Source organism: Hyphomonas sp. J20-32 (assembly GCF_055808555.1).
Genome location: NZ_CM147873.1, coordinates 2057653 through 2080469 on the forward strand (window position 1 = coordinate 2057653; position 22817 = coordinate 2080469).

Annotated in this window: 19 protein-coding genes; 13 read left to right on the plus strand and 6 right to left on the minus strand. The window is 63.5% G+C overall.

Annotated features, from left to right (window positions below):
• Nucleotides 1-23 precede the first annotated feature (23 nt).
• The 3 genes from AC0L7I_RS10135 to AC0L7I_RS10145 all read left to right on the plus strand — a co-directional run bounded on the left by AC0L7I_RS10135 (nucleotide 24) and on the right by AC0L7I_RS10145 (nucleotide 3081).
• Entirely contained in the window at nucleotides 24-902 is an 879-nt protein-coding gene (locus AC0L7I_RS10135; protein WP_473396313.1) for a F0F1 ATP synthase subunit gamma, read from the plus strand.
• Nucleotides 903-1228: 326 nt separating this feature from the next.
• The gene (gene atpD / locus AC0L7I_RS10140; RefSeq protein WP_473399139.1) at nucleotides 1229-2656 is read left to right on the plus strand and encodes a F0F1 ATP synthase subunit beta; all 1428 of its coding nucleotides are present in this window, start codon (nucleotides 1229-1231) and stop codon (nucleotides 2654-2656) included.
• A gap of 17 nt (nucleotides 2657-2673) precedes the next feature.
• A complete protein-coding gene (locus AC0L7I_RS10145; RefSeq protein WP_473396314.1) occupies nucleotides 2674-3081 on the plus strand; it encodes an ATP synthase F1 subunit epsilon in 408 nt (135 codons plus the stop codon).
• 15 nt (nucleotides 3082-3096) lie between these two features.
• On the opposite strand, the gene AC0L7I_RS10150 is transcribed toward AC0L7I_RS10145, so the two are convergent.
• Genes AC0L7I_RS10150 through AC0L7I_RS10160 form a run of 3 tightly spaced genes read right to left on the minus strand, consistent with a single transcriptional unit; the run spans nucleotide 3097 to nucleotide 5477 of the window.
• Complete coding sequence (locus AC0L7I_RS10150; RefSeq protein ID WP_473396315.1) at nucleotides 3097-3888, minus strand: thioesterase family protein; 792 nt, start codon at nucleotides 3886-3888, stop codon at nucleotides 3097-3099.
• A 3-nt stretch (nucleotides 3889-3891) separates the two neighbouring features.
• A complete protein-coding gene (locus AC0L7I_RS10155) occupies nucleotides 3892-4212 on the minus strand; it encodes a 2Fe-2S iron-sulfur cluster-binding protein (RefSeq protein ID WP_473396316.1) in 321 nt (106 codons plus the stop codon).
• 17 nt (nucleotides 4213-4229) lie between these two features.
• Entirely contained in the window at nucleotides 4230-5477 is a 1248-nt protein-coding gene (locus AC0L7I_RS10160) for an NAD(P)/FAD-dependent oxidoreductase (RefSeq protein WP_473396317.1), read from the minus strand.
• A 165-nt stretch (nucleotides 5478-5642) separates the two neighbouring features.
• Between AC0L7I_RS10160 and tsaE the strand changes: the two genes are divergently transcribed.
• The 6 genes from tsaE to trxA are packed head-to-tail and all read left to right on the plus strand — an operon-like array spanning nucleotide 5643 to nucleotide 14846.
• The gene (gene tsaE, locus AC0L7I_RS10165; RefSeq protein WP_473396318.1) at nucleotides 5643-6098 is read left to right on the plus strand and encodes a tRNA (adenosine(37)-N6)-threonylcarbamoyltransferase complex ATPase subunit type 1 TsaE; all 456 of its coding nucleotides are present in this window, start codon (nucleotides 5643-5645) and stop codon (nucleotides 6096-6098) included.
• The gene (locus AC0L7I_RS10170) at nucleotides 6082-7176 is read left to right on the plus strand and encodes an aminoglycoside phosphotransferase family protein (protein ID WP_473396319.1); all 1095 of its coding nucleotides are present in this window, start codon (nucleotides 6082-6084) and stop codon (nucleotides 7174-7176) included. Before tsaE ends, AC0L7I_RS10170 begins: the two co-directional genes overlap by 17 nt.
• Nucleotides 7173-7898, plus strand: a complete 726-nt coding sequence (locus AC0L7I_RS10175) for a nucleotidyltransferase family protein (protein ID WP_473396320.1) — start codon at nucleotides 7173-7175, stop codon at nucleotides 7896-7898. The genes AC0L7I_RS10170 and AC0L7I_RS10175 overlap by 4 nt, the downstream gene beginning before the upstream one ends.
• Entirely contained in the window at nucleotides 7888-10947 is a 3060-nt protein-coding gene (gene addB / locus AC0L7I_RS10180; RefSeq protein WP_473396321.1) for a double-strand break repair protein AddB, read from the plus strand. Before AC0L7I_RS10175 ends, addB begins: the two co-directional genes overlap by 11 nt.
• Nucleotides 10940-14470 (plus strand): double-strand break repair helicase AddA, encoded by a 3531-nt coding sequence (addA, locus tag AC0L7I_RS10185; protein ID WP_473396322.1) that lies wholly within the window; start codon nucleotides 10940-10942, stop codon nucleotides 14468-14470. The genes addB and addA overlap by 8 nt, the downstream gene beginning before the upstream one ends.
• Nucleotides 14471-14525: 55 nt before the next feature.
• Nucleotides 14526-14846 carry a thioredoxin gene (gene trxA / locus AC0L7I_RS10190; RefSeq protein WP_473396323.1) on the plus strand — a complete coding sequence of 107 codons (321 nt, stop codon included), beginning with the start codon at nucleotides 14526-14528 and terminating at the stop codon, nucleotides 14844-14846.
• Here trxA and AC0L7I_RS10195 read toward each other — a convergent pair.
• Nucleotides 14843-15802: an ABC transporter ATP-binding protein gene (locus AC0L7I_RS10195; protein WP_473396324.1), complete on the minus strand. Its 960-nt coding sequence runs from the start codon at nucleotides 15800-15802 to the stop codon at nucleotides 14843-14845. The genes trxA and AC0L7I_RS10195 overlap by 4 nt on opposite strands.
• A gap of 118 nt (nucleotides 15803-15920) precedes the next feature.
• Here AC0L7I_RS10195 and AC0L7I_RS10200 point away from each other — a divergent pair, with 118 nt between their 5' ends.
• From AC0L7I_RS10200 to AC0L7I_RS10215, 4 genes are all read left to right on the plus strand, one after another.
• Nucleotides 15921-16127 (plus strand): zinc-finger domain-containing protein, encoded by a 207-nt coding sequence (locus AC0L7I_RS10200; protein WP_473396325.1) that lies wholly within the window; start codon nucleotides 15921-15923, stop codon nucleotides 16125-16127.
• Nucleotides 16128-16136: 9 nt separating this feature from the next.
• Complete coding sequence (locus AC0L7I_RS10205) at nucleotides 16137-17342, plus strand: FAD-dependent monooxygenase (protein WP_473396326.1); 1206 nt, start codon at nucleotides 16137-16139, stop codon at nucleotides 17340-17342.
• 115 nt (nucleotides 17343-17457) lie between these two features.
• Nucleotides 17458-18057, plus strand: coding sequence for a hypothetical protein (locus AC0L7I_RS10210; RefSeq protein WP_473396327.1), 600 nt, complete (start codon nucleotides 17458-17460; stop codon nucleotides 18055-18057).
• Nucleotides 18058-18242: 185 nt separating this feature from the next.
• Nucleotides 18243-19619: an L-serine ammonia-lyase gene (locus AC0L7I_RS10215; RefSeq protein WP_473399140.1), complete on the plus strand. Its 1377-nt coding sequence runs from the start codon at nucleotides 18243-18245 to the stop codon at nucleotides 19617-19619.
• 3 nt (nucleotides 19620-19622) lie between these two features.
• On the opposite strand, the gene mprF is transcribed toward AC0L7I_RS10215, so the two are convergent.
• Both mprF and AC0L7I_RS10225 read right to left on the minus strand, forming a co-directional pair.
• Nucleotides 19623-22229: a bifunctional lysylphosphatidylglycerol flippase/synthetase MprF gene (gene mprF / locus AC0L7I_RS10220; RefSeq protein WP_473396328.1), complete on the minus strand. Its 2607-nt coding sequence runs from the start codon at nucleotides 22227-22229 to the stop codon at nucleotides 19623-19625.
• On the minus strand, nucleotides 22222-22788 hold the full coding sequence (locus tag AC0L7I_RS10225; RefSeq protein ID WP_473396329.1) for a DUF1003 domain-containing protein: 567 nt from the start codon (nucleotides 22786-22788) through the stop codon (nucleotides 22222-22224). Before AC0L7I_RS10225 ends, mprF begins: the two co-directional genes overlap by 8 nt.
• Nucleotides 22789-22817 lie beyond the last annotated feature (29 nt).

A 22817-nucleotide genomic window follows, 5' to 3' on the forward strand; every position in this document is an offset into this window, starting at 1 on the left:
TTTGAATAACCAGAAGGCCTGACATGCCCAGCTTGAAGGACCTCAAGAACCGGATCGCCAGCGTGAAATCCACGCGGAAGATCACGAAGGCCATGCAGATGGTGGCCGCAGCGAAGCTGAAGCGTGCGCAAGACGCCGCGACGGCCTCGCGGCCCTATGCCTCGCGCATGGCCTCGGTGCTGGCGAACCTGTCGGCTTCGGCCGGTGCCGGCGGACCCGCGCTGTTGGCGGGTACGGGTGAGGACAAGACGCACCTCGTCGTCGTGATGACCGCTGAACGCGGCTTGGCGGGCGGTTTCAACTCGTACGTCGTGAAGCTGGCCAGGCAGAAGATTGGCGAGCTGCGGGCCGAAGGCAAGACGGTCAAGATCCTGACTGTCGGCAAGAAGGGCCGTGAGCAATTGTCGCGCGATTATGGCGACATGTTCATCGCGCACGTCGACCTCGGCGATGTGAAGGGCGGCGACTATACCGAGTCCGCCATCGGCCTTGGTCATTCGCTGACGAAAAGGTTCGACGATGGCGAGTTCGACGTTGCGCACCTGATCTATTCGCAGTTCAAGAACGTGTTGAGCCAGGTTCCGACAGCGCAGCAGATCATCCCGGCGTCCGCGCCGACAGATGCCGAGACCGTTGACCTGAAAGGCGCGATCTATCGCTACGAGCCGTCGGAAACGGAGATCCTCGAGACGCTGCTGCCGCGCTATATCAATACGCAGCTCCTGTCGGCCATGCTGGAAAGCGCGGCTGGCGAGCAGGCGAGCCGCATGACCGCGATGGACAATGCGACGCGCAATGCCGGTGACATGATCGATGCCCTGTCGCTGCAATATAACCGCGCCCGTCAGGCGCAGATCACCAAGGAGCTGATCGAGATCATCTCCGGTGCAGAGGCGGTGTAGGAAACAAGATGAGCTTCTGGATCTACGAGAACTTTGGCAGCAAGCGGGCGCGTATCCACGCGTCCGACTGCCGCTATTGCAATAACGGCGCGGGCGTTGGCGGCGATGCCACCAATGACGACGACAAGTGGCACGGTCCCTTCGCGGCCTATGCCGAAGCCGACGCTGCCGCCAAGGCGCTGGGCCAGAAAGACACCCGCGCATGCGGCGTCTGCAAGCCCGCCCAAGCCAAGACCTCCGCTTCACCCGCTGCCGCGCCGGCCCAGGCTGCAGCCGCCCCCGTTTCAAAACCCAAGACGACATCCGCTCCAAAGGAGACGACCCGCATGAGCACTCCCGCAAACGCAAAAGGCCGCGTATCTCAGGTCATCGGCGCCGTGGTCGACGTCGAATTCGACGGCGAGCTTCCGAGCATCCTCAACGCACTTGAGACCGACAATAACGGCAACCGCCTCGTCCTGGAGGTTGCCCAGCACCTCGGCGAGAACACGGTCCGCACGATCGCCATGGACTCCACCGAGGGCCTGGTTCGCGGCAATCCGGTGGCTGACCTTGGCCGCCCGATCACTGTCCCGGTTGGCCCGGCAACGCTTGGCCGCATCATGAACGTCATCGGCGAGCCGATCGATGAGCGTGGTCCGATCGGTTCGACCATGGAGCGCCCGATCCACGCTGATGCGCCTGACTTCACCGACCAGTCGACCGAGTCCGAAGTGCTCGTGACAGGGATCAAGGTCATCGACCTGCTGTGCCCTTATGTGAAGGGCGGCAAGATCGGCCTGTTCGGCGGTGCCGGCGTTGGCAAGACCGTCCTGATCATGGAACTGATCAACAACATCGCGAAACTGTTCGGCGGCTACTCGGTGTTCGCCGGTGTCGGCGAGCGGACGCGTGAAGGTAACGACCTTTACCACGAGATGATCGAATCCAAGGTTATCAACCTGGAAGGCGAAAGCCGTATCGCGCTGGTCTACGGCCAGATGAACGAGCCTCCGGGCGCGCGTGCGCGTATCGCGCTGACCGGCCTGTGCCAGGCTGAATACTTCCGCGATGAAGAAGGCAAGGACGTGCTGTTCTTCGTCGACAACATCTTCCGCTTCACCCAAGCCGGCGCCGAAGTGTCCGCGCTTCTCGGCCGTATTCCTTCGGCTGTGGGCTACCAGCCGACGCTGGCCACCGACATGGGTATGCTGCAGGAACGCATCACGTCGACCAACAAGGGTTCGATCACCTCGGTCCAGGCCGTGTACGTGCCTGCAGATGACCTTACCGACCCTGCGCCAGCCACATCGTTTGCCCACCTTGACGCGACCACGGTTCTCAACCGCGCGATCTCGGAAAAAGGCATCTACCCGGCTGTGGACCCGCTCGACTCCACGAGCCGCATCCTTGACCCGCGGATCGTTGGCGAAGACCATTACAACATCGCGCGTGGCGTGCAGGAAATCCTTCAGAAGTACAAGGAACTGCAGGACATCATCGCCATTCTCGGCATGGACGAACTGTCGGAAGACGACAAGCTGGCCGTGGCCCGCGCCCGGAAAGTGGAACGCTTCCTGTCGCAACCGTTCGACGTGGCCGAAATCTTTACCGGTTCGCCAGGCGTGCAGGTGAAACTCGAAGACACGATCAAGGGCTTCCAGGGCCTGATCGCCGGCGAGTTCGACCACCTGCCAGAGCAGGCCTTCTACATGGTCGGCGGCATCGAAGAGGCGAAAGCCAAGGCTGCCAAGATGACGGCTGACGCCGCTTAAGATACAGGATCAGCCTTATGGCCGACAAACTGCACTTCTCTCTCGTGTCTCCCGCGAAAGAACTCTTCTCCGGCGAGGTCGATCACGTGATCGCGCCCGGCACGGACGGAGAGTTCGGCGTGCTGGTGAACCATGCACCGTTCATGACGACGCTGAAGAACGGCATCGTGCGTGTCCTCGAAGGCGACGCCGTGAAGATGCGCATCTTCGTCCGGGGCGGCTTTGCCGACATCACGCCTGACGGCCTGACAATCCTCGCCGAGGAGGCGCGCAACCTTGACGGCGTGAAGGTCGAAGAGGTCCAGGCGGAAATGGATGCAACGCTGCTGAAGATCCAGTCGCTCGACAAGGGTGACACGGCGAAGGCCACGCTGCAGGAGCATTTCGACTATCTCGAAAGCCTGAAAGCCGCGCTCGTCCACTAGGACGGGCAAACAGCGCTATCCAAATATCGCAATCGTCTGGCGGCCGACCATCATCGGCTCGTCGGCGCTGTTCCACAGGGTCATGGCCTGGCTGGAATAGCCGTCCCGTGCTGTTTCAGCGATGTGCCGGGCAAGGAACCATCCGTCGGTCGTGGTGATATCGTCGGTCAGGAATTCGGCCATCCATGTCATCGAGCTGATGCGGGCTGGCGCGGTGAACATCGACATGGCAGCTGGCGGCGGCGCGTCCGCAATAGCCAGCAGCGCAACGGCGTCGTTCGGTGCGGCCGGATCGATGTGGCGCATCCAGATCGACACGTCGGCCTTGTCCGATGCCGAGACGGGCCGCTCGCCTGCCGCGATGCGCATGTTGAAATTGCGCGTGAAGTTGGGACGCTGGGGGCTGTCTCCGAAATAGCTTGGCGTGGCATCCGGCGCAGTGACGTCCGGCGCCGGAAGGTTGGCGAAACGCAGCGCCGAGTCCCGCGCGATGCCGAAGGCGAAGATTGCCTCGGCGGCAACGCCTTCGCTGCCCATCATGCGGACGGACACGAAGACCGTGTTCTTGCCCTGGCGCAGCAGGGTCGGCGCGCAGGTCACTGCGCCGCCCACCGGGCCGACAAAGGCGACCTGCGCCGACCGGATCGGCATGCCGGGCGCCAATGGCATCGCGGCGTCGAGGCAGAGGGCCGCCGTCAGGCCGCCATAGGTGGTGCGGCCCTGCATCCATGTGTCAGGAATGACCACAGAAGCAGCGTTCGCGGCATCACGGGTGATGCCGGCAAGAAGGTCTGTATAGGCGGCCAAGTGTTAGTGCTGGCTTTCCGGCGTCGTGACCTTCAGGCCGTCGAGTGCGTCGGAGATGGTGATCTGGCAGGACAGGCGCGAGTTTGGCTGAACGTTTTCGGCAAAGTCGAGCATCGACTTTTCCATTTCCTGCTGCTCGCCCACTTTGTCCATGAAGGCCGCATCGACATAGACGTGGCAGGTCGCACAGGCACACGCGCCGCCGCAGTCAGCATCAATGCCGGGAATCGAGTTCTTCACGGCTGCTTCCATGACGGATTCGCCATTCGTGGCGTCGACAACGCGTTCGGTGCCATCATTGTCTACGTAAGTGATCTTGGTCATGGGCTGTATTGTCTCCTTCAGGCGGCAAGGGCTGCCGCAGCAATATCTTTCATGGGGGTTGATGTATCGCTAAGCAGGTCAGGCGCAAGCTTCGCCCCTGACATGATGAGCTTTTTCGAGGCGAGGAACTCTGGCGGGCTGTTGATTGCGTCCACTGCGATCAGGGTGCCGTCGCGCAGGTAGAAGGCAGCGAACTTGCGGTCTTTCGGATCGCCGCGCACGACGATCTGGTCATAGTCCTGGCTGAGGCCCGCAATCTGGAGCTTGAGGTCGTACTGGTCTGACCAGAACCACGGGCAGTCTTCGGCCGGGCGCGGCTTGCCGAGAATGGCGGCGGCGGCGAGCTTACCCTGTTCGATCGCGTTGTGAACGCTTTCGAGGCGGCCTGAGCGGCCATAATGCACGAGCGGTCGGCTGGCGCAGTCGCCTGCTGCGAAGACCCGCGGATCGGAGGTGCGCGCGTCGCGGTCGACAAGGATGCCGTTATTGCAGGCGATGCCAGCGTCCTTTGCGAGTTCCTCGTTTGGCAGGATGCCGATGCCGACGAGCACGATGTCGGCGTCGATGCGGGTGCCGTCGGCAAGGATGGCGGCGGAGACCTTGCCGTCGGCCCCGTCGAGATGGTCGAGGCGGGCGCCGGTGAGAATCTGCACGCCCTGGGCGCGATGCTCGGTTTCGAAGAACTCACTCATCACGGGGCTGGTGACGCGGGCCAGCACGCGCGGCGCCATTTCCAGCACGGTGACGTCGAGGCCCATCTGCCGGGCGACCGCGGCGGCCTCAAGGCCGATATAGCCTGCCCCGACAATGACCATCTTGCGGCCAGCAACCATGTTCGGCCGGATGCTCTCGACGTCTGCCAGGTCGCGCAGGTCGTGGACGCCCTGAAGCGTTGCGCCCTTGGTCGGCAGCACACGTGGGCGCGAGCCTGTCGCGATGATCAGGGCGTCATAGTCGAGGTGGCCACCATGGGCGAGTTCGACCTTGCAATTGGCGCGGTCGATGCGGGTGGCGCGGGTCGACAGGATGACTTCGATATTCTGGTCCTGATACCAGGGGGCGGGCCGGAAATAGAGGCGCTCCTCGGTCATCTCGCCCTTCATATAGGCTTTCGAGAGCGGCGGACGCTGGTAGGGCAGGGCGGGTTCATCGCCGACAAGCGTCAGTGAACCGTCATAGCCGCCCTGACGAAGGGACTGCAGCGCCTGCGCGCCAGCCTGGCCGCCGCCGATGACGACGATACGTGATGCGCCTGTCAGGTCCAAAGTGCCGCTCCCAATTCGGTTCGCGCAAATTATGACGCTAGCGTCAACTTTGCAATGCTTTCTCTCACCGAAGTTCCAGCCGCAGGGCCGGGTGTCAAGAACTGCCCCGACGGCCAAGGGTAGATGGCGATAGCGAATATAGCCTGATCCTCTATATAGTCAGGCATGGAACACACGTTTACTCTTGCAGACGATGCGGCGACGCGGGCGCTTGGCGCGGCGCTGGCTGGCCTGCTGAAGGCTGGTGACGTGATTGCACTGCATGGCGACCTCGGCGCGGGCAAGACGACCCTGACGCGCGGCCTGGTGCAGGCATTGTGCGGGCCAGGTGAGGAGGTGCCGAGCCCGACCTATACGCTGGTGCAGGCCTATGACGGGCCCGGATTCCCCTTGTGGCACTTCGATTTGTACCGTCTGGACAGGCCGGATGAGGTGATGGAGCTGGGCTGGGACGAAACCCAGGACGGGGTCGCCCTGATCGAATGGCCGGAACGGGCCGGGCGCTATTTGCCGGCGGCGCGACTGGACCTGACGCTCGAAATGCTTGGGGAGCAGCGCCGGGCAAGGCTGGAACCGGTTGGCGAAGACTGGCAGAAGCGGCTGGATGGATTTCGATTCTAGTCACCGGACGGCCCTGATCGATACCTTCCTGGCGGGAGCCGGGTGGGGCGATGCAACGCGAACTCCGCTCGGGCAGGACGCGTCGACGCGCCGCTATATCAGGCTGGTGCGGCCAGATGCCGCGCGGGCCCTGCTGATGGATGCCCCGCGCATCGAAGCCGATCCGTGCCCGCCGGACGCCGATGAATTGGTGCGCAACGCCATGGGCTGGAATGCGCAGACCCGTCTGGCGGCGTCGCGCGTGGATGCCTTCGTGCTGCTGGCCGGGCATCTCGCTTCGCTGGGCTTTCACCCGCCACGGGTGCTGGCGCACGATACGGCGGCCGGCCTCGCCCTGATCGAGGATTTCGGCGACCGGAAGGAACTGGCCCGTCAGATCGAAAGCGGACTGGTCGACGAGACCGAGGCTTATGTCGCGGCCGCCGATGTGTTGACGAAACTGCACGCCGCGCCAGTTCCTGAGCGGCTGGAAGCGAAGGGTGAGATCTGGCCGATCCTGGACTTCGACAGGCTGGCGCTGGCAACCAATGCCGATCTCTATGCCGACTGGCTGCCGCAGCAGGCGGGCGGCGGCGCGCTGACGGGACAGGCGCGGGCGCGCTGGGAGCGTGAGCGCGACGCGCTGATCGAACAGGCGATGCGGTTTCCCCGGACATTCACGTTGCGCGACTTCCATGCGGAAAACCTGCTGTGGCTGGAGGGCGGGCGGATCGGCCTGCTCGATTTCCAGGACGCGGTGAAGGGCTGGGACGCGTGGGACATGGCGATGCTCACGCAGGATGCGCGCCGGGCCGTGTCGCCCGAAGCGGCGGAGGCGGCGATCCGGCACTATCTCGACAAGACGGGGAAAACCCGCACCGGGTTTGAAGAGCGGCTCGCGGTCATCGGGGCGCTCAACGCATTGCGGATCGCAGGCCTATTTGCGCGCCTGATGATCCGCGATGGCAAGCCGCGCTATGGCGACTTCCAGCCGCGCCAACTGTCCATTCTCGCCCGGAACCTGTCGCACCCAGCGCTTGAAGGCATGGCGGCCTTCGTGCGCGAGACCACGCCCTTCGTCTTCGAGGCCAAGCCATGAGTGTTCCCGTTCCGCATACGGCCATGGTGCTCGCCGCCGGGCTTGGCACCCGGATGCGGCCGCTGACGGACGAGATGCCCAAGCCGCTGATCGAGGTGGCGGGCAAGCGGCTGATCGACCGGATGCTGGATCCATTGGTTGCAGCAGGGGTCAAGCGGGCGATCGTGAACGTGCATTATCTCGCCGAGCAGGTGGAGGCGCACCTGGCGACGCGGACAGATATCGAGATCGTCATCTCGGACGAGCGCGGCGAGGTGCTGGAAACCGGCGGAGCGCTGGCGAAGGCGCGGCCATTGCTGGGAGATGACCCGATCTACGTGATCAACACGGATGCCTTCTGGGCGCCGGAATCGGGCGCGCCGCTCGTGGCGCTGGCCGACGCGTTCGACCCGGACCATGCGGATGCCTTGCTGATGGTGGCCGATACGGGGAAGTGCCTTGGCTTTGACGGCGCGGGCGATTTCTTCCTTGGCGAGGACAACCGCATGGTGCGCCGGGGCGACGCCAAGTCGGCGCCCTGGGCCTATGCCGGCGCGCGGATCATCAGGCCGCAGCTATACGATGCCGAACCGGTCGAGCGCTTTTCGGCGCTGCGCGTTTGGGACCGGCTGATCGCAGAGCGCCGCCTGATGGGCTGGTCGCTGGACCGGTTCTGGCTGCATGTGGGTGATCCCGGCGCGCTGAAAGATGCCGAGATGTGGCTGCGCTGCCATGGCGCATGAGGCACTGGTCTTCGGCGCCGGGCGTCCGAAAGTCTGGTCGATCCCTCCGGGGGCGGATTTCCTGCGGGCCCTGGCGAACACGCTGGCGCAAGAGACCGGCCTCGCGGACCGGCCGGATGCCCTGAGCGAGGCGGTGGTCTATGTGCCCAACAGCCGCTCGGCGCGGGCGCTGACACTTGCGCTGTTCGACGCGGCTGGCGGCAAGCCGATCCTGCCGCCGGATGTGCGCACGCTGGGAGACCTTGAAAGCGAGGAGGCGCCGCCGAATGCCGAGACGGCGCTGGCCGGCCTGCCGCCAGCGATGTCGCCAGCACGGCGCCTTGGCGCTCTGGCGAGCCTCGTGCGCGGATATTATGCGGCAAAATACAGGATCGACCTGCCACCTGCTTCGGCGCTGGCGGCCGCGCGGGAGCTTTCACGCCTGCTGGACCAGGCGGCGCTCAGCGAAAAAGTCGACTGGACCAAGCTGGATGGTCTTGTCGCGCAAGCTGACCTGGCGGCGCATTGGCACGGCTCGGTCGAATTCCTGAAGATCATTACCGATGCCTGGCCGGAATGGCTGGCAGCGAATAATGCGATGGACCCGTTCGCCCGGCGGCTGGCGGCAGCCAAGGCGCTCGCGGCAGACTGGGCCGCCAAGCCGCCTGAAGCACCGGTCGTGATCGCGGGTTCGACTGGTGCGACGCCTGCCGGGCGCGTGCTGATGAAGGCTGCGCTCAAATTGCCCAAGGGACTGATTGTGCTGCCGGGGCTCGACATGGACGCCGATGACGCAGCGTGGGATGCGATCCGCGCGTCCGTGAGCCACCCGCAGAACTCCCTGATCGATGCGCTGGACCACCTGGATATTGCCACCGGTGATGTGGGGGCTTGGCCCGGAATTGCCGAGAGCAACACCGGTTCGGCCCGCCGCCGAATGATCCATGAGGCACTGGCGCCCGCCGATGCGACGGCGGACTGGCGGGACACGCTGAAGACACTGGCCAAGGCCACCGGCGCCACGGTTCCCGGATTTGCGACTGATGCGCTGGACGGCCTGGTCGTGATCGAAGCGCCCGACGAGGCCGCAGAGGCGGAGGCCGCCGCCCTGCTGATGCGCGAGACGCTGGAAACGCCGGGAGACACGGCGGCGCTCGTGACGCCCGACGCCGGCATGGCGCGGCGGGTGTCGGCCCTGCTGAAGCGCTGGGGGGTGGATGTGCCGCCGTCCGCGGGTGTGCCGCTGGGGCGAACGCCTGCCGGCAGCCTGATCGGCCTGTGTGCGACATGGGCGGTTGACCCGTCCGAACCGGTCGCGCTGACCGCTGCGATGAAGCATGGTTTCGTGAAGGACCGGGAAGGGCTGGCCGCGCTGGAACGTCATTTCCTGAGAGGCCCACGCCGCTGGCGCGACCTGGCAGGCCTGCGGGAGAGTATCGATACGCGCGACCAGATCGAGCCCTATCCGGGTTTTGACCGGGCCGACCAGGATGCCGCCATCGCCCTTGTTGACCGGTTGATTGCGGATTTTGAGGAGACTGGTGCCGATTTGTCGGGGTTGGCGGAGGTCGACGGCACCGATGCAGCGGAAAAAATCGCCGCGCTGGCGGGCCGGATAAGTGAAGCGCCGTTGCCCTGGGCGGGCGAGGACGGCCGCAAGGCATCGGACCTGTTCATCAGCATAAGGGATATTTCCGACCAGTTGGGGCCGATGCCGCCGCATGCGCTGGTCGACCTGATCCATGCGCAAAGTGCACAAATGACCGTCAGTGCCGGATTGGTGGAACATCCGCGCCTCGCGATATGGGGTCCACTGGAAGCGCGCCTTCAATCGGCGGGGCGAGTTATCCTGGCAGGCCTCAACGAGGATGTCTGGCCGCATCGACCTTCGCCGGATGCGTTCCTGCTGCGCCGGTTCCGGTCCGAGCTTGGCCTGAATGACCCTGAAGACCGCCTCGGCCTGTCGGCGCACGACTTCGCGCAACTCGCCTGTGCGCCCAAGGTCGTGATGCTGCATTCGGCTCGGCGCGACGATGCGCCAGCCGTTGCCTCGCGCTGGGTCTGGCGACTGAAGACGCTGGCCGAGGGCGCGCTGGACGACAAGGCGGCCAATGCGCTGGCACCGGATAACGGGCATCCGCTGGAATGGGTGGCCGCGATGCAAGCGCGCGGCACGGGCAGCCTGCCGCCTGAATTCTCTGCCGAACCCCGGCCGACCCGACACCCGGAAGGCTGGCCGAAACGGCTGTCTGTCACCCGTATCGACCTGCTGCAGCGCGACCCTTATGCGATGTGGGCCGAGAACGTGCTTGGCCTGTCGCCCCTCGATCCGATGAATGCTCCGCTGGGGCCTGCGCCGCGCGGAACGGCGATCCACCATGCGCTGGAATTGCTCGAAGAGGATGGCGCGCCGAAGACAGCGGACCACCTGATGGCTCTCCTGGAACAGGAGCTGGCGCGTGTCGGGGAGCCTGAAGAAGACTGGGCTGCGCGCCGAGCGGTGTGGAAGAAGACAGTCGACTGGTATCTCACATGGCGGGCCGGGCGCGACACTGGCGGGGCGCGGCCGAAGCTCGAGGTCAAAGGCCTGATCGACTATGAGATTGCAGGCCACCCCTTCACGCTGTCTGCGACGGCGGACCGTATTGAACGCAACGCGACCGGCGAACTGGTAATTGTCGATTTCAAGACGGGCAATCCGCCATCGGACAAGGAGATCGCGGCAGAGCTGAGCCAGCAGATGCCGCTGCAGGCGCTGATTGCCCGCGCGGGTGCCTACAAGGGCGTCGCGGCCGCGTCGGTTGCTGCGCTGGAATATGTGGCCTTCAAGGCAAAACCCGATGCACGGCTGGTGGGCATGTCCAAGGCGCTCACGGCAACGCCGGATGAGCTGGCCGACAAGGCGGAAGAAGGCGTCAAACGCCTGATCGCGAACTATCGCCAGCCGGATACGACCTTCCTGTCGGCGCCGCGCGTGAAATTCGTGAAGTATGACAATGGCTTCAACCGGTTGGCGCGGCGCGCCGAATGGGCGGGCGATACCGAGGACGGGGAGGGCGACAATGGCTGATCCGGACGCCCCCATTTTCGAAAGCAACTCGGCCGAGGCATTCCTTGCTGCAATCGGTGTTCAGGCTGCCGTGGCCAATCCGGCCATTCCGGCCTTCGTGTCTGCCAATGCGGGCAGCGGCAAGACCAAAGTCCTGATCGACCGGGTGGCGCGCCTGTTGTTGCGCCGCGAGGACGGCCGACCGGGAGCCGCGCCGGATTCCATCCTCTGCATCACGTATACGAAGGCGGCGGCCAGCGAAATGCTGTCGCGCCTGTTCAAGACGCTGGGCCGCTGGTCGGTGATGGAGGATGACAGTCTCCGTACGGAACTTGCGAAGCTCGAAGGGCGGACCGATGATGCGTACACGCCTGACGACCTGAAAGCGGCGCGTGCCCTGTTCGCCCGCGCACTCGAGTCGCCCGGTGGCCTGCGCATCGAGACCATTCATGCCTTCTGTTCGCGTATCCTGAGGCGGTTCCCGCAGGAAGCCGGTGTACTGCCCGGCTTTTCCGAAATTGAAGAGGATGAGGCGGCGGCGTTGTGGCAAACCGCGCGCGCCCGCGCGGTGTTGCAGGCGCAGGAAGCGTCGCCGGAGTTGCTGGACCTGCTCGCGCTGGAGGGTGGCCATGACGGGGCCATGGCCGGTCTCGACATGCTGCGCTGGTCGGCCAGTGCTGTGCTCGATTTTGCCGAAGCGCACGGTTTTGATTTCGACGCGATGGATTTCTCCCTGCGCGAAGGCCTGAATGCGCCGGAGGCCAGTGCGCGTGAGTTGCTGGACCTCGCCATGGGCGAGGCGATGCCGGTGGCGGACCTGAAGGCAGCGATCTCGGTGTTGCAGGGTGGCAAGGTCTCGGACCAGAAGACGGCTGATGCGCTGGTCGCGGTCCTGGGGGCCGAGGATTCGGCGGACCGGTGGGAGACCTATCTCAGCATATTCACCACCGGCAGCGGAGATTATCGCAAGTCCAACCCCTATACAGCAGACAGCGTGAAGCAGTCGCCGCTGATCGCCGACCTGTTCCAGATGAAGGATGGCGAAGGCCGGGAAGTGGCCCGCGTGCGCCAATTGGCCGAGGCTCTTGCCCGCGCGCGTGCCTTCGAGCGGACGTCGGCGCTGTTGCGGGTCGGCGTACCTGCTTTGCACGCTTACCAGCAGGCGAAAGCAGCCCGTGCAGCGCTCGACTTTGACGACCTCATCCACAAGACGCGCTTGCTGCTGACGCAGAGCGGCATGTCGGACTGGGTTCTGTACAAGCTCGATGGCGGCCTCAGCCATGTCCTGCTGGACGAAGCGCAGGATACGAGCCCGCCGCAATGGGAACTGATCACGGCCCTGACGACGGAATTCTTCTCGGGACTGGGACCCGAACGCCAGCAGGACCCGCGCACGCTGTTCGTGGTGGGAGACGAAAAACAGTCGATCTATTCGTTCCAGGGGGCAGACCCCGCGAAATTCCGGGACAAGGCGCAGGAGCTGAGCCTGCAGTCGACCGACATGCTGCAGCGGTCGATGGACATGTCGTTCCGGTCTTCACCGCAGGTGCTGGAATTTGTCGACCAGGTGTGGAACAGCGCGCCGCCCGTTGACGTTGCGCATGCGCCGTCGGCGCCTGCGACAGCCGATATCGTGAAACATACTGCGCGCCGGGCAAGCCAGCCGGGCTGTGTCGAACTGTGGCCGATCGAACCGGTCGCCGAGGATGTGCCGGAGGATGCCTGGGACCGGCCGGTGAACGCGATGCGCGAGGCCTCGCCCAAGGCGCAGCTGGCCAAGCGGCTGGCGATCCAGGTCAAGGCCATGATCGACAGCGGCGAAACGATATGGGCGGAACTGCCCGACCGCTCGTGGGTGCGCCGCGAAGTGCAGCCGCAGGATATCCTGGTACTGGTGAGGAGCCGGACGGGCGGCCTGTTTGACGCGATGATCGGGGCGCTGAAATCGGTCGGCCTGCCGGTTGCGGGTGCAGACAGGCTGAAACTGCTCGACCATATTGGCGTACAGGATTGCCTCAACCTGTTGCGGTTCGCGGTACTGCCGGAGGCGGACCTGACGCTGGCGGAAATCCTGCGTGGGCCATTCCTCGGCCTTGTCGACGATGACCGCTATCTTTATCCGCTCGCCGGCCAGCGCGACAAAGGCGTGTCGCTGTGGGGCCGTGTTCAGGAAAGTGACGACCCTAATGTCCAGGCGGCGGCGGTGTTCCTTCGGGGGTTGCTGGAGCGGACGCATCTGGCGCCTTACGAGTTCCTGTCATCCGTGATGGACCAGGCCGGGGCCGACGGCCAGACGGGCTGGGAAAGGATCAATGCGCGTCTGGGCACGCCCGCGCGCGACCCGGTCGAGGCGCTGATGTCGCGGGCGCTGCAGCATGATTCGGCCGAGCCGGCATCGCTGCAGGGATTCCTGGCGGCGATGGAAGCGCATGACACTGAAATCAAACGGGATCTGGCTGCACCGGAGCGCGAAGTGCGGGTGATGACGGTGCATGGGGCCAAGGGCCTGCAGGCGCCGGTCGTGGTGTTGCCGGACACGACGGCGGGGCCGCGTGGCGGCTCTGCCCGCATGTTCGATATTGGCGGTGTTCCTGTCTGGTCGCCGCGCAAGGATGCCGACACGCCGGAGATTGCCGCCGAGCGCGCGATTGCCGACGCAAAGGCCGAGGAAGAGCACCGGCGCCTGCTCTATGTGGCGCTGACACGGGCGCAGGACCGGCTGATCATTGCGGGGCACTGGCATGGCGGCGGCAAGGAAGGCCATCACAAGAAATCCTGGTACGCCTTGTGTGCGGGCGCGATGAACGCGTTCGCGCCGGAGGGAAATGAGGGCGTTCGCCGGCATGGGGTGCCGGGGCCGCTGAAGGGTGGCGACGGGACGGCAAGGGAGCGGCAAGGGCGCGTTCCGGACTGGGCGCTGCGTGCGCCGCCCGTCGATGGCCCGGCGCGCCGCCTGAGTGCGCCGACCGGGCTCCTCTCGCGCCGCACGCCGGTGCTGGCGCCGTTCGGACCGCATCGCGAGGCGCAGATGAAGCGCGGCCGGCTGATCCACTCGCTGCTGCAATACCTGCCAGAACTTCCCGAGGCGCGACGGGAGGCTGCGGGGCGGGAATTCCTCGGGCGGGACGTTGACCTGGACGATGCGCAGCGCACCGAGATGCTCAGCGCGGCGATGGGCGTGCTTCAGGACCCGGCCATGGCGGACGTGTTTGCGCCCGGCGGGCGGGCCGAGGCGGCCGTTATCGGAACGGCACCGGACCTGCCGCCGGGAACGGTGATCAATGGCCGGGTCGACCGCCTTGTTGTGACGGCCGAACGGGTGCTGGTGATCGACTTCAAGACCGACCAGCCAGCGCCGGACAAGGTATCGGGAGTGGCGGCGACATACATGACCCAGATGGGTGCCTATTGGGCGGTACTGAAGCAGGCCTATAGCGGCCGGGACGTGGTGGCGGCGCTGTGCTGGACGGACGGGCCGAAACTGATGGTTTTGCCGGAGGCGGACCTGTTAGCGGCGCTAAAGCGTGCGCAGAGCGAGGTTTGACTTCGGCCCTGAGTCCCTATGTATCATCCAGTGAAGCTAGATGAAGGAGCCTGTCATGGCTGCAATTAATGTTACCGACGACGAATTCGACAATGTGATCGCGGCATCTGACGTGCCGGTCGTGGTGGATTTCTGGGCGGAATGGTGCGGGCCCTGCAAGCAGATGGCGCCGCATCTCGAGGCCGTTTCGGTCGATATGGCCGGGAAGGTCAAGGTCGCCAAGATCAATGTCGACGAGAACCCGATGGCCGCCTCCAAGTATGGCGTGCGCGGCATGCCGACGCTGATGGTGTTCAAGGATGGCAAGGTTGCCGCGACCCATCTCGGCGCGATGAGCAAGCAGGCCATTGCCGACTGGATCAAGCAGAGCGTCTAGGCTGGCTCCGGCTCGCTTGTCAGCGACAAGAAGACGTCTTCCAGATCGGGGGCTTCGGTAACGAGGTCCCCGATGCTGATTCCGGCGCCGCGCACCTGTTCCAGCAGGCGGCCGATGCCCGTCTCGCTGGTGCGGAAGGTGATTGCGATTTCCCCGCCGGGGCGGATGTGTGCGTCGAGGCCGGACAGGCTCGCGGGCACCGCGTTCAGCGCCTCTTTCGGGGTAATCACCAGCGTCTTGTAGTCGAGGCGCGCCAACAGTTTCGGGGTCGGCTCGCAGGCAACGATCTCGCCGTGATTCACGATGGCGATGGAATTGCACAGCTCTTCGGCCTCTTCGAGGTAGTGCGTGGTGAGGATGATCGTGGTGCCGCGCTCGTGCAGTTCGCGGACATAGGTCCAGAGCGACCGGCGCAGTTCGACATCGACGCCCGCAGTCGGTTCGTCGAGAATCAGGACAGGCGGATTGTGGACGAGCGCCTTGGCGACCATGAGGCGGCGCTTCATGCCGCCGGACAGCTGGCGGACATAGGCGTCCTTCTTGTCGTCGAGGCCGACGGCGGTGAGGATTTCGAGGCTGCGGCGTTCAGATTTCGGCACGCCGTAAAAGCCAGCCATCAGTTCCAGCATTTCCACTGGCGTGAAGAAGGGGTCGGCGACGATTTCCTGGTTCACGACCCCGATGGCGGCCCGGCTCTGGCGCGGGTGCTGGTCGATGTCGAGGCCCCAGATGCGGGCAGTGCCGGAGGTCTTGTTCACGAGACCGGCGAGAATGTTGATGAAGGTCGACTTGCCAGCACCATTGGGGCCGAGCAGGCCGAAGATCGAACCACGCGGAATGCGAAGGCTGATATCCTTCAGGGCGTGCTTTTCCGGCATCTTGCCGGAGGCGTGATAGATTTTCTCAAGGTGTTCGACTTCGATGGCATATTCGGGGGCGGTCGTCGCGTCGGTCATTCGGGCCTCAATGCTATGGCAGGGCTATCTTGCGTAGCGCGGCCCTGCGGACTAGTTAGGTCGATGAAGCGGCGCGAACAAGGACTCGGGCCGTAAACTCCATGGAAAGCCGCGACCGATGGACAAACCCCGTGATGTTTTCAGCCCACCTGAAATCGTGCTGGCGACAGGCCGCAAGGTGTCGTGCAATGGCGGTGGCGGGGCCCTTGGCCATCCGAAAGTCTGGTACGAGATGGGCGACGATGACTTTGTCGAGTGCAAGTATTGCGACCGGCGCTACATCCTGCTTGGCGGCAAGGAAGATCGTCGCAAAACGCCCAGGTGAGCCTGTTCCATGAAAATCCTGATTGCAGGGGGCGGTATCGGCGGTCTGACGACCGCGCTGGCGCTTACGCAATTCGGGCATGACGTAACGGTTCTCGAACAGGCCGATTCGCTGGGGGAAGTCGGGGCCGGCCTTCAGATCAGTCCGAATGGGATGAAAGTGTTCGAGGCGCTCGGCCTGTCTGACCGGATCGCTGAAAATGCCTTCCAGCCGGAAGGAATTGAAATGCGCCTCGGCCATAGCGGCCATGTCGTGTTCGATATCCCGCTGGGCCTGGCGGCAGCTGACCGCTGGGGCGGTCCCTATCTCCACCTGCACCGCGCCGATCTGATCACTGCGCTGAGTGACGAACTGGCTGAGCGCGCACCGCAAGCGGTGAAGCTGGGCGCGCGGCTGGCCCGATACGTCCAGGATGAAAAGGGGGTTGTGGCCGAACTCGGCGACGGGACGCGCCTGACTGCTGACGTTCTTGTCGGGGCCGATGGCATGCATTCTGTCGTGCGAGAGCAGATGTTGGGGCCTGACAAGCCGCGTTTTACCGGCAATGTGGCGTGGCGCGCCGTTGTGCCGATTGACCTGTTGGGCAATGACCTGCCGCCGCCAACGGCGTGTGCATGGGTGGGCAAAGGCCGCCATGCCGTGACCTATCGGCTGCGTAGAGGATTGCTCGCGAATTTTGTCGGCGTGGTGGAGCATGATGGCTGGCAGGTGGAATCCTGGTCCGGCGAGGGCGCGCGTGAAGATGCGCTCAGGGACTTTGCCGAGTTCCATCCGGTCATCCTGAACCTGATCCGGAATTCGACCAGGCTGAACCGCTGGGCGCTGTTTGACCGTGCGCCACTGTCCCGGTGGAGTGACGGCCGCGTCGTGCTGCTGGGCGATGCCTGCCATCCGATGCTGCCATTCCTCGCGCAGGGTGCAGTCATGGCGGTTGAGGATGCCTGGGTTCTTGCCGCGCGCCTGTCAGAGGGAACCGATTTGGCAGCGTCGCTCGCAGACTATGAATCTGACCGTATGGCCCGGACCAGCGCGGTTCAGGCCGGTGCACGGGCGAATGCGAAACTGTTCCACCGCCGCAATCCGCTGACCCAATTGGCCACGTATGGCCCCATGTGGCTGGCGGGTCGCGCGGCGCCCGGCTTTGTGCATTCTCGCAATGACTGGATCTATGGTCATGACGTTACGGCAACCCAGCGAATGAAACCCCTGCCTTAGTTTGTCGTCGCAAACGTATTCGGCGAGCGACCGATATTTCGAATGCCGGGTGGGTAATTTCGTCGGAGTGCGCCTGCCAACACTATGGGACCACCCCAGCGGAAAGGGCGAGTCCATGGCGTCATTTCCTTTGCGCAGTGCAACAAGGAATTTGTTAAGCATAATGCCGCAGGTAGTCGGATCACCTTATCCAGCAAGGGATTCAAACATGTTGTCTTTTAAGTCATTCGTCACAGTTCTCGCTTGTTCAACGTCCGCAGGTCTTTTGGCCGCTCCTGCGATTGCAGAATCCGGTCATGAGGCGGAAGCAGGCCATCATGGCGAATTCAAACCGCATGTCGTTGCCGGCGTTTTTGTCGGGGCCACAAGCTTTGAGGATTTAACCGAGGCCACGTATGGTATCGAAGCCGAGTACCGCCTGACAGAGCGTGTGGGGCTTGGAGCGGTGATCGAACATTCGCCGGAAGACGACCATGGCTATGAAGCCAACCAGCTGCTGCTGATCGCCAACTACCACACGGATATCGGCCTTCGCTTCCTGGCGGGCGCCGGGCGCGAATATTCCCACGGCCACGAATTGCCAGTTTGGCGCATTGGCGCTGCTTATGACTTCCATGTCGGCGATTTCCACATCAGCCCGACGGTTGCGATAGACTATCTTGAAGACAAGGAAAATACAGTCTTCGGCGTCGTCTTTGCCAAGGCTTTCAAATAGTTACCAAGAGGGGGCAAGTGTAAAACCTTGCCCCCTTTCTACATATCCCGCCCAAATTTCTCTCGCCTTCTCATCAGGCGGGAGGAGCCGGACCAAGTGAATTTTTGCGAACGGGTATACCCTCTCGCGAAAACATGGGACGACCGCATATGCGTGCCTTCTGACAGCTGTTTATGGGCAAATTCATGCTTTCGGTCCTTGATCTCTTTCGCGTCGGCATCGGTCCGTCGAGTTCCCACACGGTGGGGCCGATACGGATTGCCAACCGGTTCGTAGCGTCGCTTGGCGATGCGGGTGTGCTCAGCCGAGTGTCGCGTATCGAAGTGGAGCTTCAGGGCTCGCTGGCACTGACCGGGGCCGGGCACGCAACGCCGAAGGCGGTGGTCCTGGGGCTGCTCGGGCTGGAACCTGAAACGCTCGATCCGAACGCCGCGGACGCCCAGGTGGCTGAAGTCTATGCGAACAAGTGCCTTCCGCTGCCCGATGGACGAACCATAGGTTTCGATCCGGAAGCGGACATTGTGTTTGCTTATCATGTGTTGCCGGACCTGCACCCCAACGGCATGACGCTGCGCGCCTTTTCAGCAGTAGGCGACGTGTTGGAAGACGAGACCTATTATTCCACCGGTGGCGGATTTATCGCCACGGCGAAACAGCTGCGGACACCGCCAGCCGACGATATCGTAAAGACAGGGAATGAGGTTCCCTATCCATTTGCGTCAGCCGCAGAGCTCCTGTCGATCTGTGCTGACAGGGGAGCTTCCATTGACGATGTGATTCTCGCCAACGAGGACGCGGTGCGATCACGGACAGAGACCGAAGCAGCGCTCGACCGGATTGCCGATGTCATGCTGGGCTGTATCCAGAGGGGGGTGGCCCGCGAGGGCGTATTGCCGGGAGGGCTAAAGGTACGACGCCGGGCCCCGGCTTTGTGGCAAAAGTTGCAGGCCGCGCCGCAATCGAATGAGCGCGAACAGTTATTCGATTGGCTGAATGTCTATGCGATGGCGGTGAATGAAGAGAATGCCAGCGGCGGACAAGTGGTGACGGCGCCGACGAATGGGGCAGCGGGAATCATTCCATCCGTCATCAAACATTATTGTGCGAATGCGGAAAATGCTGCCGAGCGGTTGCGTAAGTTCCTGCTGACGGCGGGCGGCGTGGGCCTGCTCTACAAGCAGCGCGCCTCCATTTCCGGTGCCGAGATGGGCTGCCAGGGTGAAGTAGGTGTGGCGTGCTCGATGGCTGCGGCCGGCCTCGCGGCGGTGTGGGGCGGTACGCCGCAACAATGCGCGAATGCTGCCGAGATCGGGATGGAGCACAATTTGGGACTGACCTGCGACCCGGTCGGCGGACTGGTCCAGATTCCCTGTATTGAGCGCAATGCGATCGGTGCAGTCAAAGCCGTCAATGCCGCGCGACTGGCCCTTCATTCGGTGGAGCAGACCAAGGTGTCGCTTGACCAGGTAATCGAGACGATGCGCCAGACGGGCATCGACATGTCGTCCAAGTACAAGGAAACGAGCCAGGGCGGGCTGGCCGTCAACGTCATTGAATGCTGAAATCTAGCCTTTCGAGAGCATGCCCTTGATGCCGCCACTGGTCAGCATGGCGATGTCGCCGAGTGCGATAGGGAGGGAGAGGCCGGGCGGGGCAACAAGGTAGAGTGGTTCCCATATCGGATCGAACTTGTTTTTGTAGTTTCGAAGGCCTTCGAAACCGTAGATCTTGTTGGCGTGTTCGTAGACGAACGCGCCAAGCTTGGACGTGAGCGTCGCGAGGCGATGGCCTTCCAGTCCTGACAATGGCGCCATGCCGAGATCAAAGGTCAGGACCCCTTTGTCCTTTCCCCAGAGCATCAGTTCGATGAATAGAAAATCCATAGCGCCGTTGGGCGCTGCATGGCCGTATCGCATCAGGTCGATGGCGATTTCGCGCCCGTCAGCGGTCGACATCAGGTTGGCAAAAGCAACAATTTTGCCGTCAAGACGAGCGACCGCGATGGGAAAGTTGCGGATATAGTCCGGATCGAACCGGCCCAGCGAGAAGCTCTTCTCGGCGCCGCCATGCATGGCGAGCCATTCGTTCGAGATTGCCTGCAGCGCAGGCAGCGATTCCTCACATGCGCCTTGCGCGATAATGTCGAACGCCAAGCCGTCTCGAAGCGCCCGCCTGTGGCTCGCACGCAAACCGGACCGAGCAGGCCCGTCGAGTGAGAATTCGGCCAGCGGCACGAGCGCTGTCTCACCTATCTTTTGCGCTGCAAGACCCAGGTCGAGCGCAAATGGCAGGAACTCCTTGCGGACCGAATAGAACACTGGAGCGGCGCCGTAGAGGTCGGCCTGTTCCCGGAACGCCCAGAGGAGTGGACCGATCTCGTCACGTTTGCCGACCGGCTCGCTCATTGCGATCCAGTGGCGTCCGCGCACGCCATACATGATGAAGCTCTGGCCACTGGGGCTCAGCAGGAATTGCTTGTCGCCTAGCAGGGCGAGGGCGCCATCGGCATAGCCGATTTCAGCCGAGGACAGGATACGTTTCAAGGTGCCGGGATTGACGGGATCCGACAAGATGCCTTTGTCGATGGCAGGCTGTAGCCAGCGCCAGAGCGAGACCAGGAGGAGGACGATGGGCAAGGCTGCAGCCGCGCGCAGAAACCGGGACGTCTGGCCGCTGACCGAGAAGCTCCACCAGAGCTCGTCGCGATAGGCGACGTGCTCATAGGAGAAGAAGCCGAGCCAGACCGCCGCAAAGGTGGCGCCAAGGATGGCCAATATCCAGGGCAGGGTGAGCCTGGCCTGACTGAGCGGCGTCTTGCGGTAGAAGGCCTTGCGCGAAGTGGCGAGCAGCGCGAGCGATGCGAGGAGGATGACGGCTTCGTGCGGATCGGCACCCTTGAGCAACGTGAGGCCTGCACCGAGTACCAGAAGGATCATGCCGATGGTCCAGGCGTGATCGAGCTTCTGGCGCAGGCCCAGCGCCACGATGAGCAGCAGGACGCCGACAATTGAGGCGAGGAAGTGGGACAGCTCGATCACGGGCAATGGCAGGATGCGCCCAGCGGCCTCAAGCGGGCCAGCAAGAGTCGGCGTCGTCGCCGAGATCAGCATGAAGGCGCCGGCGAGGAAGGCGATAAGGGAGAACAGAGTCGGCGCAAAAATCTCTGTGATGTCCTGCGCCCTAGTCGCGGCGCCTTTCAGTTGTGCGCCGGCATTTGGCAACTGGTAAATCGCCAGAAGCACCGCTGCGACGCCGAGAGGGATGAGGTAGTAGAGCACGCGATAGGCAATGAGGCTGGCGACGAGGGCTTCATTGTTCTCGGTCGGTACCATCAGCAGGATTACCGCCTCGAAGACGCCGACGCCGCCCGGCAGGCCACTGACGCCACCCATGAGGCAGGCGGCAACGAAGACCGGCAGGAACGCCAGGTAGGGGAGACCAGTGTCAGGTGGAAGGACGGCGAACAGGACAAGACTCGCCCCGGCCCAGTCGGCCATGCTGGCGAGGAGTTGCCCGGCGGCGACTGGTAGGCCAGGCGTCGTGAACGCCACAGACCGGAGATGTCTCGTCCGGCCCTTGTTTCCTGCAAAGTACAGGAAGACGCAGATAGCTGCCAGGCAGATCGTGCCAAGCGAATAGGCCAGCGGGGCAGGCAAGTGAAACACGGTTTCGAACCGTGGAGCCTCGATTATCAAACCGGCGCCGACAACTGCGAGGGCGCCGACATAGAGGGTCATGCCGGTCACTATGGCCAGGAGGACGATCTCCTTCGCCGTGAGGCCCCAGCTGGAATACAGGCGATAGCGCACAGCGCCGCCCGTGAACAGCGGCAGGCCGAGCGAGTTCGACAGGGCGTAGGAAGTGAACGAGGCGAAGGCGGTCTTGCCATAGGCCAAAGGCTTGCGCGCATAGCGAAGGGCCAGCGTGTCATAGGCGGTCACCGCCAGATAGCTGGCAATGACTCCCGCCAATGCGAGCAGGACCTGTTCGAGCGACAGCGCGCGCAACTCGGCATAGATCTTATGGAACGACAGGTGACGAATTTCCGAATGGATCGCCACGATCGCGAGAACGAAAAGGACGGCAACCAAAGCCAGCGGGGCTTGGCGTTTCCATGGTGAAAGCCCGGGTGCTATCGTATCGTCTGTGAACTGTGTGTCGGGTTCAGCCATCCTGGCCCGCGCCTGGAGGTGCGGCGGCAAGTCTTTCCAGCAGCGCGAGCTGCGCCGCCTGCGTTTCGAGAAGGCTGGTGAGCTGGGTCTGGCGCATCTCGTCCAGTTTCTCGTGCAGCTGCAGGATTTCCAGCTCTGCCTTGAGGTTCACTTCATAGTCGTAGTTGGCGGCGGCGCGATCCTTCGCAGCCTGCCGGTTTTGAGACATCATGATGACGGGTGCCTGTATCGCGGCAAGCATCGAGAGGACGAGATTGAGGAAGATGAACGGATAGGGATCGAACGCATGCGCCTTATTGAGCACAAGGGCGGTATTGCCGACGATCCAGACCACTAGGACAAGTCCGAACAGGCTGATGAACATCCACGATCCGCCGAACTCGGCGACCTTGTCGGCCAACCGATCGCCAAATGTCGATTCCTTTTCGAGTATCCGACCGACATTGCGGGATATCCTGCGGCGCTCAACGAACCGCTCGAGGACGCGGCGCTCGCGCTCAGTCAGGTCTTCCAGCCGCGACTGCATCAGGTCACGCGCAAGTGTCGCAATATCCTTCATGGCCGGCCTCCCTCGAATGGCAGCCCCGC

Coding starts and splice junctions, on each gene's coding strand:
- AC0L7I_RS10135 (WP_473396313.1), top strand. CDS start 24: ATGCCCAGCTTGAAGGACCTCAAGAACCGGATCGCCAGCGTGAAATCC.
- atpD (WP_473399139.1), top strand. CDS start 1,229: ATGAGCACTCCCGCAAACGCAAAAGGCCGCGTATCTCAGGTCATCGGC.
- AC0L7I_RS10145 (WP_473396314.1), top strand. CDS start 2,674: ATGGCCGACAAACTGCACTTCTCTCTCGTGTCTCCCGCGAAAGAACTC.
- AC0L7I_RS10155 (WP_473396316.1), bottom strand. CDS start 4,212: ATGACCAAGATCACTTACGTAGACAATGATGGCACCGAACGCGTTGTC.
- tsaE (WP_473396318.1), top strand. CDS start 5,643: ATGGAACACACGTTTACTCTTGCAGACGATGCGGCGACGCGGGCGCTT.
- AC0L7I_RS10170 (WP_473396319.1), top strand. CDS start 6,082: ATGGATTTCGATTCTAGTCACCGGACGGCCCTGATCGATACCTTCCTG.
- AC0L7I_RS10175 (WP_473396320.1), top strand. CDS start 7,173: ATGAGTGTTCCCGTTCCGCATACGGCCATGGTGCTCGCCGCCGGGCTT.
- addB (WP_473396321.1), top strand. CDS start 7,888: ATGGCGCATGAGGCACTGGTCTTCGGCGCCGGGCGTCCGAAAGTCTGG.
- addA (WP_473396322.1), top strand. CDS start 10,940: ATGGCTGATCCGGACGCCCCCATTTTCGAAAGCAACTCGGCCGAGGCA.
- trxA (WP_473396323.1), top strand. CDS start 14,526: ATGGCTGCAATTAATGTTACCGACGACGAATTCGACAATGTGATCGCG.
- AC0L7I_RS10195 (WP_473396324.1), bottom strand. CDS start 15,802: ATGACCGACGCGACGACCGCCCCCGAATATGCCATCGAAGTCGAACAC.
- AC0L7I_RS10200 (WP_473396325.1), top strand. CDS start 15,921: ATGGACAAACCCCGTGATGTTTTCAGCCCACCTGAAATCGTGCTGGCG.
- AC0L7I_RS10205 (WP_473396326.1), top strand. CDS start 16,137: ATGAAAATCCTGATTGCAGGGGGCGGTATCGGCGGTCTGACGACCGCG.
- AC0L7I_RS10210 (WP_473396327.1), top strand. CDS start 17,458: ATGGCGTCATTTCCTTTGCGCAGTGCAACAAGGAATTTGTTAAGCATA.
- AC0L7I_RS10215 (WP_473399140.1), top strand. CDS start 18,243: ATGCTTTCGGTCCTTGATCTCTTTCGCGTCGGCATCGGTCCGTCGAGT.
- mprF (WP_473396328.1), bottom strand. CDS start 22,229: ATGGCTGAACCCGACACACAGTTCACAGACGATACGATAGCACCCGGG.
- AC0L7I_RS10225 (WP_473396329.1), bottom strand. CDS start 22,788: ATGAAGGATATTGCGACACTTGCGCGTGACCTGATGCAGTCGCGGCTG.